An 8,129-nucleotide genomic window follows, 5' to 3' on the forward strand; every position below is an offset into this window, starting at 1 on the left:
TCACACATCTTTATGTTGGGAGGAGAAAGCTATCGGCTAAAGCAGAAGACCACAAGCTAGACTATGAAAGGTGGGTCAATTTTATTGGCCAAAGGTGGGTCAAAATAAATGGCCATTGACAGTCTTCATACTCGATGACCCCTTCGCTGGAAATTGAGACTGTTTGATCAAATGGCGAGACAACTCCCACGAGCAGCGGGGAGGATGGAGTGGCTGCGCCAGTAGAAATGTTTGATTCCATAAAACCTCCGAAACAACAAAAACCTGATAAGCCCCGCAGACAATTGCAGTGGCTGCCTGACTAAAAATTAACCATTAAGGCGACGATATTTTCTCAAGGGAAAAGATGGTCATCGGGTGCCAGTGTCCTGGCCATAATCAGAATGGATTCGAATGCCGGCGGGAATTCTTCACAGAGTTGGGCATAGAAACGCATATCGTGAACCGCTTTGCGATTCCAGCGCTTTCGAATTCACTTGAATTTTTTGTCAGATACGCTGGAGAAGGATTCCAGCTAAAGACAAGTGCAAAAGCCGGTTGGCTGTTTGCTTTGGAGGTCGAGGAGTGAACCCTCTGAAAGACTCTAGATCTGACTGAACTAGAGCTTGATTGACATGCTGTTTGATGGCCAGCTACCAAATACTTTTATACCCAACCGCAATAAGGAACGCAACTCTGAATTTTACAATGGCTCGGGCCAAATTGTCGGCCTTGCAGTGTGTAGTATTTAATCTTGGCCATTTTGTTGCGCCATAGCTCTGGGCATGTGGTTACATGGAGCCCAAACTTTTCAGGCATCGTTAATAATCGCCCACAAATATCCCTCTCGCCGACCAAGTGGTTGCCCTTTGAGAATAGTGGGCTAATTGCATTTTTAGCGCATTTAGACCGAACTATCCTCCCAGATTTTTCGTTAACCTGCCCTCATCTCAAATATATCTGCAGAAAATATTTTGAGAATGCATTACCAACGAGCAGACCAATTTATGGCTCTGTAAAAGTATTTTTTAAGCTGCAACGCTAACCGTCATATAGGTATATCCATGAATGCCCGTCATACTCTCGCACAAATCGCGTCATTAAATGACCTCATAGCAACAGATTCCGAAAACATTGAGAATCTCGAAGCGAAGCTGTCCAAGGCAAATAAAGAGCAGACAGTCCTGCACAATCGCAGGCAACGGCTGATTCTCAAGCTTGCGGCTTGGGCTATCCAGGAGGGAGTCGCTGGCCCGGACGACGATCTCCCTGTCGATGATCCCCATTCGTTTCTTGTCGCTATTTGCGACCTGATCGAGAACCATGAACGACTTTGGGAAACTGACGGAGCGGTACATTAAACACCTTCCACCATCGAAGCATGGAGTGACGTATCGATGAACCCAAGTGATTGGCTCGATGCGGACACTCCGTCCATTGTGGAAGCGCTCACCAATCCTGCTTCATCGGCAACCGACGACAGCCTCAGTCTATTTACTTGAAATCAGAGCAATAACCTTCCGGCGTAGTTCGTGGAGCGATCAGGTTTGAAGCGGGCCCTGAAGGGGACATCAACGGTTGATTCCTCCTCCACCATTTTCGACAGCTTCTCATGCTGCACATATAACTCATCTCGTGAGGTGTGCGCATTGCTGCGGCGCACACAACTGGGTTTAAAATCACTGGAATACTCAGCTGCGAGTTTGAAAAGTGGCTCGGTACAATTAAGCAAAAACATCGATTTAAAGCTTACTCTTGAAACGCGTGATCAGAATAAGCCGGAACGAGCGAAGGTGGTTGCCGGCCAAACTATTTCGTAGATGCGTGTAGTAGACTTTAGTAAATTATATTACTAATATAGCGCCCTCTCTACTAAATACGACTACTGATCGCCGAGGTGCTTGATGAACGCACATGTGGACTGGCACTTTCCTCGCCGCGAACTGACGGATCAGTTTCTGTCGACTTTCGCCAGTGGTGTCTCCAACACCCTGACGCTCTTTGCACCTCGGCGCATGGGCAAGACGGAATTCATCCTCTTTGACCTTATCCCGGAAGCACATGAGCAGGGCTATCGGCCCATCTATGTAAGTTTCTGGGACAACCCCCGGAACCCGGTTACCTGTCTCAAAAAAGGCCTTGAAAGGAGCATCGGGGAAATGACCTGGCTAGAACGCCGGCGCTGGGCTAACTCCCACCTCGGAGCTCTGAAGCTGGGTGGCGAGGTCGGCATAGACGGGACGGTGAAGGCCTCGGCCGAGGTCTCTGGACGAAACATCCCGCCACAGGAGGATGACCTGAGCCAGCTTCGCAGCCGATTCGAGACGTTGCTGAGCGGAAAGATGAAGACATTGCTGTGCCTAGATGAAGTCCAGCATCTGGCCACCGACCGGGCTTTCGAGCCCCTGGTGTTTTTCCTCCGGACCCTGCTCGATGAAAACAGGGACAAGCTCTATGTTGTCTATACTGGTTCGTCCAGAGACGGTCTATACCGCCTGTTCAATCGCCGAAAGGCACCGCTGTTTCGCTCATCGTCCCAAATCGACCTGCCAGAGCTAGGGTCAGGCTTCGTCAAACACATGCTTGATGCTTTTGATCAGGCCACGGCCAGGACTCTAAGCTACACCAGCGCTTTGAACGCATTCCATACCCTGAACCGGGTTCCGCGGGATTTTCGAGCCGTCATCGAAGGTATGGTGCTCTCCGGCGAGACGGACATAACCTCCGCGACCGAGCGCTACCGGCAGTTCACCAATGATGCCGATGAGTACGAGAAAATCTGGTCCCAGCTCAAGCCCATCGAGCAGGCCATCCTCGCTGTCATCGCCCAGGACATTGCCGGCCCCTACCATGAGGAGGCGCGCCGATTCATTGCCACCTGGCTGGGCATGACAGAGTCCGATGTGGCAACGCATACGATCCAGAATGCGCTGAATCGGCTTCGGGGAGAGTTCTTGGCGCCAGTTGAGAAAGGCGTCTGGGTATTTGAGGACTTAGATTTCAAAATCTGGGTTGCTGAGGCTTTTGCAAAGGACCCGACTGAGCGCTAGGCTCACGTTCGTCGATATTCGACGCCACAACGTTGCGCCGGGCCAAGAAGGCTACCAGGCAAGGCGCAACGATGATGTAAAAAGCTACAGCAACCTTTCTTGCCCAGACGAGGTAAACTGATACCCCATCGCCTTGTAGCCTTTCTCCCGTTTTCGGAACATACGCTCAAGCATGGGTAGGCCAGTATCCAGGTAGTCATAGACGGTAACTTCCTGCTTGCCATCGGCATCCCGGTGGATCCTGCCAGCGTACTGCGAGAGCGTTCCTTTCCAGGCGATCGGCAACGCGAGAAACAACGTGTCCAGTCGAGGCAAATCAAAACCTTCTCCGATGTATTTCCCGGTTGCAACGATAACCTGGGCTTCTTGTAACTGTGCTTCCGCCGCCCGGCGCTCTCTGATGCGCATCCCTCCCCGCAACACCACCGATGATATGGATACATTGTCCAGCAGCGTTGCCAGCGTCTCAGCATGCTCTCTTCGTTCCGTGAGCAGAAGGCAATTTGCCTGGTTTTGAACACAGCGTACGACATCCTGAACAATGTCCTGATTCCGGGCGTTACTCTCAGCGAGCCAGCGGTAAACCGATGCTATGTGAGGTCGTTCGTCACCCTTAGAGAGGTCAGTAGGTGGTGTTTCGTGACGCTCCCGAACGATGACGCGTTGGACAAACGTGGAACCATGATCAGCTCGAACTTTGTGACGAACAGGTCCCGCAACCATAAACATGATTCTCTGGTGACCATCCTGGCGGTCAGGCGTTGCAGTAAGGCCTACGACGTATCGGGCGCTGACTTCGTTAAGCAGCATCTCGTAACGGGGCGCTGAAATATGATGACATTCATCGATGATGACCTGGCCATATTCCCGGACCAGGCTTGAGACCGTATTGTTTTTCTTATTGATCAGACTTTGATAGGTGGCAACGTCAATCTGACTGGTCGGTTTCTTCTTACCCCCGCCAATCACCCCGACGGATGCACCCTCCATGAAGGTTTCTAGGCGCTCCTTCCATTGATCCAGTAACTGGCGACTGTGAGTGAGAATCAGCGTGTTAACCTGTCGCTTGGCCACAATGCCGATGGCGGTTACGGTTTTGCCGAAAGCGGTCGGAGCGTGAAGTATTCCAGTATCATGGTCGACAAGCTCCTTGACAGCCTTCTTCTGATCACCGCGCAACGTTGCTTTCAGGCTGGTAGCGTCCAGAGATAGGCCTCGGGTTCTGCGGTCATCGATTTCTACCGTTATTCCCTGTTCCAGCAACAATGCCTGAAGCTCATCAAAGCATCCTCTCGGTACCGATAGATAACCTTGCTCAATCCTCGCAGAGGATATGTAACGAGGGATGCCATGAGTTGAGAAGCGAAGTGCCTGGGTTTTGAAAAACACCGGGTTGGCAAAACTCGCCATGCGTTTTATTCGTGCAGCCAGTGGCCCCGGTATGTCTGACAGCTTCATATAAATATGATTGGCCAGAGTGAGCGTTATGCTCTCGGGACATCCTGCAATCATCCCAGTCTCGACCGTCAAAGATTGCTCCCACGGTAACGCAACTGCTGCTGTTGCATCAGACTCAGGCTCCTTACCGACCAATTCCCGAAGCTGGTCCGGCGAAACGGTCTCTTGCCGACTGAGCAGTGCCCACTGATCCGGATAGGGATTTAACTCATCGTCGACGAACACCGTACATCCACGACTTCGTGCCTGGTGCTGAAGCGGCAGAGCAATCAAATTGCCAAACCCGCCATCGGGCATCGTGTCCTGGTTGGGGAATAAACGGTCGTAGGATTCAAAGGACAAGCCCGGGTGTTGTTCCATAGCTTTATCCAGCAGCTTGAACCCCAAGGCCCTCGCGGACCATGCCGGAACGGCGTCCGAAAAAAAGATCCATAGATGGGCTCCAGCGCCTGATTGGGAGATCTCTACAAGAAAAGGGACGCCTTCATCCCGACAAGCCTGGGCCAGCGCTCGAACGTCTGCTCGCCAGTCCTCCTTATCAAAATCGACGGCCAGAAGATAACAGGAGTTGTCCGGCAACAAAGGATATAACCCAGCCACATGCTTGCCAGACAGGTGGTCATACACCGCATTGAAATCCAGGGGCTTAAATTTTTTGTGCGGACACTCCCCGCATTTGATTCGAGGTTTCTGACAGATCCCCGGAACCCACTCATTCTCACAGGCGACCGCATAGCCGGAACGGCCGCCAGATCCGTGCCAGCGGACCGCATAAACATCCTGTCTGCCGCGAAAGAAGTTCCGAAACAGTTCTGCCTTTTGGTCGGGAGTCAGTTGCGTTGCTGCGGATCGTTTCGCGGAGGCATGAAGCTCGTTCTTCCTAGAAAGAAGGGCAGCCTTTTCCCTCTCAAGCTCGGATAACTTTCGTGCAATGGCCGCGAGCTCGTCTTCTATTCGGATACCTGCCTCCTAGCCAGTGACATCAGTTAATTCGCTGATAGTACCCTGGCGATCTTTACTCCACCGAACCTTTCAGCGTGCGGCCCTAGCTGAACTGGCCACCCTCGATTTTTCGGAGGACCTCAATGATCCAACGCCGGCCTTCATGGGTGTCCAATAGGCTGACGGGACTCTCACCGCCAAGAGCCGGCACCCCACTCTTCAACCATTGCTTTGCTAATACCGGAGACTCCCAGGTGGCTGCGCATGAATAAAGCACTCTCGCGATTTCCAAAACTGCTTCCGAGGTTCTGGTATCCAGGACATCCATATCGCACAAAACCTCAAGCTGCTTTTGCGGCGCGCCAAGCGCCTTAGCAATACTCTCATCTAACCCGGACGACCGGATGATCGAAGATAGCCAATGTCCTGGAATACCTTCCCGAACTGCACGAATGAAGGCCGGAGGGTCAGCGAACAAGTTCTCGGGCACACACCCAACAACCATCTCAGGACATTGTTGTGAATTATTCTGCTTCATAAAGTTGCCCAGCATCGTTGATAGGGTCGAAGTTGATTCGTATTCCCCAAAATTTCACTGACTAAATTATAATCGTATAGTAAACACGCCACTCACGCATGAAGCAGCAATGGATTTTGAAACGGGTATTCTGATGGCTATGGCGATCGGAATTGCGGGGTCAGCTGTACTGACTGCCTGGTGCCTTTGGTCTAGATATCGAGAAGGCAAAGATCTCGACAATAGGTAGCTACCTTAATTCCCCCTCAAAGGCCGGCCCGGAAAATCAATGCGGATAGTGATGCGCCGGATATCAAGCATGCCAGTGCACTATGGCAGTTGGCCGAAAGACTCAAGGTGGCGAATCGCCCCATTTTTCAAACCTATCGCGCGAGGTCATCGGGCTCGCCGATTCAACTCAAAACTATGCTGACATTGAAATCATTGTCCAAAGAAACTCAGAATTTGTGCAGTTTGCAGAGTAGGGTCGAAGAACCGCAACGGAGAAAACAGTGACATGGCTCATTCAAACGCCCCCAACAATGACGTTTCCGAGGTAATGATTCGCCTAGGCATTTCTGAGACAGATCTTTCGAAATTGCTGAAAGTCGCAGACATTGATTATCCTATTCACGCTTCACCAGAACGATCTACGGACACTCATCCATTGTCCGAGAAAGAGGTTGAGGTTTTAAGGTCCGGAGGAGCCAAAGGGTTAGATGCAGGCCCAAACCTCCATATAGCCCGAGTTAATTCGTTACGACGATTGATTGAAGAGTGCCAAACGCTCATTGAACACGCACTCAATTCAGAATCAGTCGCAAAACTACTACAGATCTCAGTGGCTGAAGTCGAACGGAATGCGCAGCGCTCACCTCCCTATCTGCATGGATTCGAGCTGGAACCGGGAGTATGGCGTTTTCCAGCCTGGCAGTTCACCGATGCAGGGGAGATTCCGCACCTGGCCACTATTCTCTCTATTTTAGCGCATCGAAAACCAATATTTTTAGATCGATTCATGCGCCTTCCACATTGCGATCTAGAAATTGATCACAAACCCGTGAGCCCCAGAGACTGGCTAATCGCTAAACAAGATCCAGATCAGATCTTTCAGTTGGTTCGACCTCTGGAGTCAGATTAACTGCCTCTTCTCTTCAACCAAAATCCCTCACTCATCTTCAGGGGTAACCCAAAGCCCGTTCTTGATCTGGCGAGGTTCATGACGTCGTATTGACGGCTGCATTTTCCAACTTCCGATGAAAAAACAGTCCGAAGGCTCAGCGAGCAAGATTTGGAGGACTTCAGAAATCCGATATTCTGGTCATCAGATTTCTTTACTCGGAGGGAACGATGGATATGCTCGCAGGATTGATTGGCTTTGGCGGATTCTTTCTGACACTGGCACTGCTGGGTCTGTTTGGCTACTGGCGGGCCGATCAATTGGAAGCGTGGGCGAAAAAGCGCTGCTCGAAAGGAAATGATCGCCATGGCTAAAAGCTTTCCCGATCATAGGGGCGCTGAGGACCTGCGCGTATATCTCGATTGCGCAGCAATTGCGATGCTTATGCTGAGTGCTCTCACTCTAGTTGGAGTATACGGGCCATACGCCTGGATAAGTCCAGAGGACATTGAGGGCGTAAGCGGCAAATCGGGATTGATGTTTGTTGCCCCCTTAACGGGAGCATTAATAATCAGCGGCTTTCAGATCACGTCGAATCGCGCTGGCCGAAACCTGCCAACTGCCGCGGAGATGGTGCTGTTTTGTGCTCTCCATCTGGTAGCGTTTTTGGCCAGCTATCTGGCAATCGCATTTTTCCAGATCTTAATGACTTCCATGGTCATTTTATTGATCGGCACTGCATTTACCTTTTTTCTTCCTGCAGCTGGCTTCATTCATATCAGAAGAAAGCGTCATCGATCATCTCACTAAAGGAGATGAATGCAAAAAGGCCAATCCGAATATCGACTGGTCCAGCATTGTTTGAGAGAGCTTCTACTTCTCGAATGGCTCAAGAAAAGCCATTTAGCCGCCGGCGAAAGCTACCCCGTCTTGTCGCCTGGGAGGCTGTAAACCAAATTGTGTAACTGCCCACGACTGAGTAATCTTTTCAAAAGGATACCATCGTGGGTACGCAATTGGACCAAGAAAAACTTAAAGCTATGGCCGCCGAGCTGGCCAAGGA

Annotated in this window: 7 protein-coding genes; 5 read left to right on the top strand and 2 right to left on the bottom strand. The window is 51.0% G+C overall.

Going from position 1 to position 8,129, the window contains the following annotated elements; translation table 11 throughout:
* The first annotated feature begins 1,043 nt into the window (after nt 1-1,043).
* Nucleotides 1,044-1,340 carry a hypothetical protein gene (locus tag KEHDKFFH_RS20100; RefSeq protein WP_008937871.1) on the top strand — a complete coding sequence of 99 codons (297 nt, stop codon included), beginning with the start codon at nt 1,044-1,046 and terminating at the stop codon, nt 1,338-1,340.
* Between the two features lie 543 nt (nt 1,341-1,883).
* Nucleotides 1,884-3,029: an ATP-binding protein gene (locus KEHDKFFH_RS19690; RefSeq protein WP_104323474.1), complete on the top strand. Its 1,146-nt coding sequence runs from the start codon at nt 1,884-1,886 to the stop codon at nt 3,027-3,029.
* An 84-nt stretch (nt 3,030-3,113) separates the two neighbouring features.
* Here KEHDKFFH_RS19690 and KEHDKFFH_RS19695 read toward each other — a convergent pair whose 3' ends face one another.
* Both KEHDKFFH_RS19695 and KEHDKFFH_RS19700 read right to left on the bottom strand, forming a co-directional pair.
* Nucleotides 3,114-5,447 (bottom strand): TOTE conflict system archaeo-eukaryotic primase domain-containing protein, encoded by a 2,334-nt coding sequence (locus KEHDKFFH_RS19695; RefSeq protein WP_422385707.1) that lies wholly within the window; start codon nt 5,445-5,447, stop codon nt 3,114-3,116.
* A gap of 85 nt (nt 5,448-5,532) precedes the next feature.
* On the bottom strand, nt 5,533-5,967 hold the full coding sequence (locus KEHDKFFH_RS19700; RefSeq protein WP_158253210.1) for an antitoxin Xre/MbcA/ParS toxin-binding domain-containing protein: 435 nt from the start codon (nt 5,965-5,967) through the stop codon (nt 5,533-5,535).
* Between the two features lie 496 nt (nt 5,968-6,463).
* Between KEHDKFFH_RS19700 and KEHDKFFH_RS19705 the strand changes: the two genes are divergently transcribed.
* The 3 genes from KEHDKFFH_RS19705 to KEHDKFFH_RS19710 all read left to right on the top strand — a co-directional run bounded on the left by KEHDKFFH_RS19705 (nt 6,464) and on the right by KEHDKFFH_RS19710 (nt 7,876).
* Nucleotides 6,464-7,087 (top strand): hypothetical protein, encoded by a 624-nt coding sequence (locus KEHDKFFH_RS19705; protein ID WP_104323477.1) that lies wholly within the window; start codon nt 6,464-6,466, stop codon nt 7,085-7,087.
* 209 nt (nt 7,088-7,296) lie between these two features.
* On the top strand, nt 7,297-7,440 hold the full coding sequence (locus KEHDKFFH_RS20155; RefSeq protein ID WP_158253211.1) for a hypothetical protein: 144 nt from the start codon (nt 7,297-7,299) through the stop codon (nt 7,438-7,440).
* Nucleotides 7,433-7,876, top strand: a complete 444-nt coding sequence (locus KEHDKFFH_RS19710) for a hypothetical protein (RefSeq protein WP_104323478.1) — start codon at nt 7,433-7,435, stop codon at nt 7,874-7,876. The genes KEHDKFFH_RS20155 and KEHDKFFH_RS19710 overlap by 8 nt, the downstream gene beginning before the upstream one ends.
* Nucleotides 7,877-8,129 lie beyond the last annotated feature (253 nt).

The organism is Marinobacter maroccanus (assembly GCF_002933275.1).
Lineage (GTDB): Bacteria > Pseudomonadota > Gammaproteobacteria > Pseudomonadales > Oleiphilaceae > Marinobacter > Marinobacter maroccanus.

Excerpts from the sequence above, each read along its gene's own strand:
- KEHDKFFH_RS19705 (WP_104323477.1), top strand. The coding sequence starts at position 6,464 with ATGGCTCATTCAAACGCCCCCAACAATGACGTTTCCGAGGTAATGATT.
- KEHDKFFH_RS20100 (WP_008937871.1), top strand. The coding sequence starts at position 1,044 with ATGAATGCCCGTCATACTCTCGCACAAATCGCGTCATTAAATGACCTC.
- KEHDKFFH_RS19690 (WP_104323474.1), top strand. The coding sequence starts at position 1,884 with ATGAACGCACATGTGGACTGGCACTTTCCTCGCCGCGAACTGACGGAT.
- KEHDKFFH_RS20155 (WP_158253211.1), top strand. The coding sequence starts at position 7,297 with ATGGATATGCTCGCAGGATTGATTGGCTTTGGCGGATTCTTTCTGACA.
- KEHDKFFH_RS19710 (WP_104323478.1), top strand. The coding sequence starts at position 7,433 with ATGGCTAAAAGCTTTCCCGATCATAGGGGCGCTGAGGACCTGCGCGTA.
- KEHDKFFH_RS19700 (WP_158253210.1), bottom strand. The coding sequence starts at position 5,967 with ATGAAGCAGAATAATTCACAACAATGTCCTGAGATGGTTGTTGGGTGT.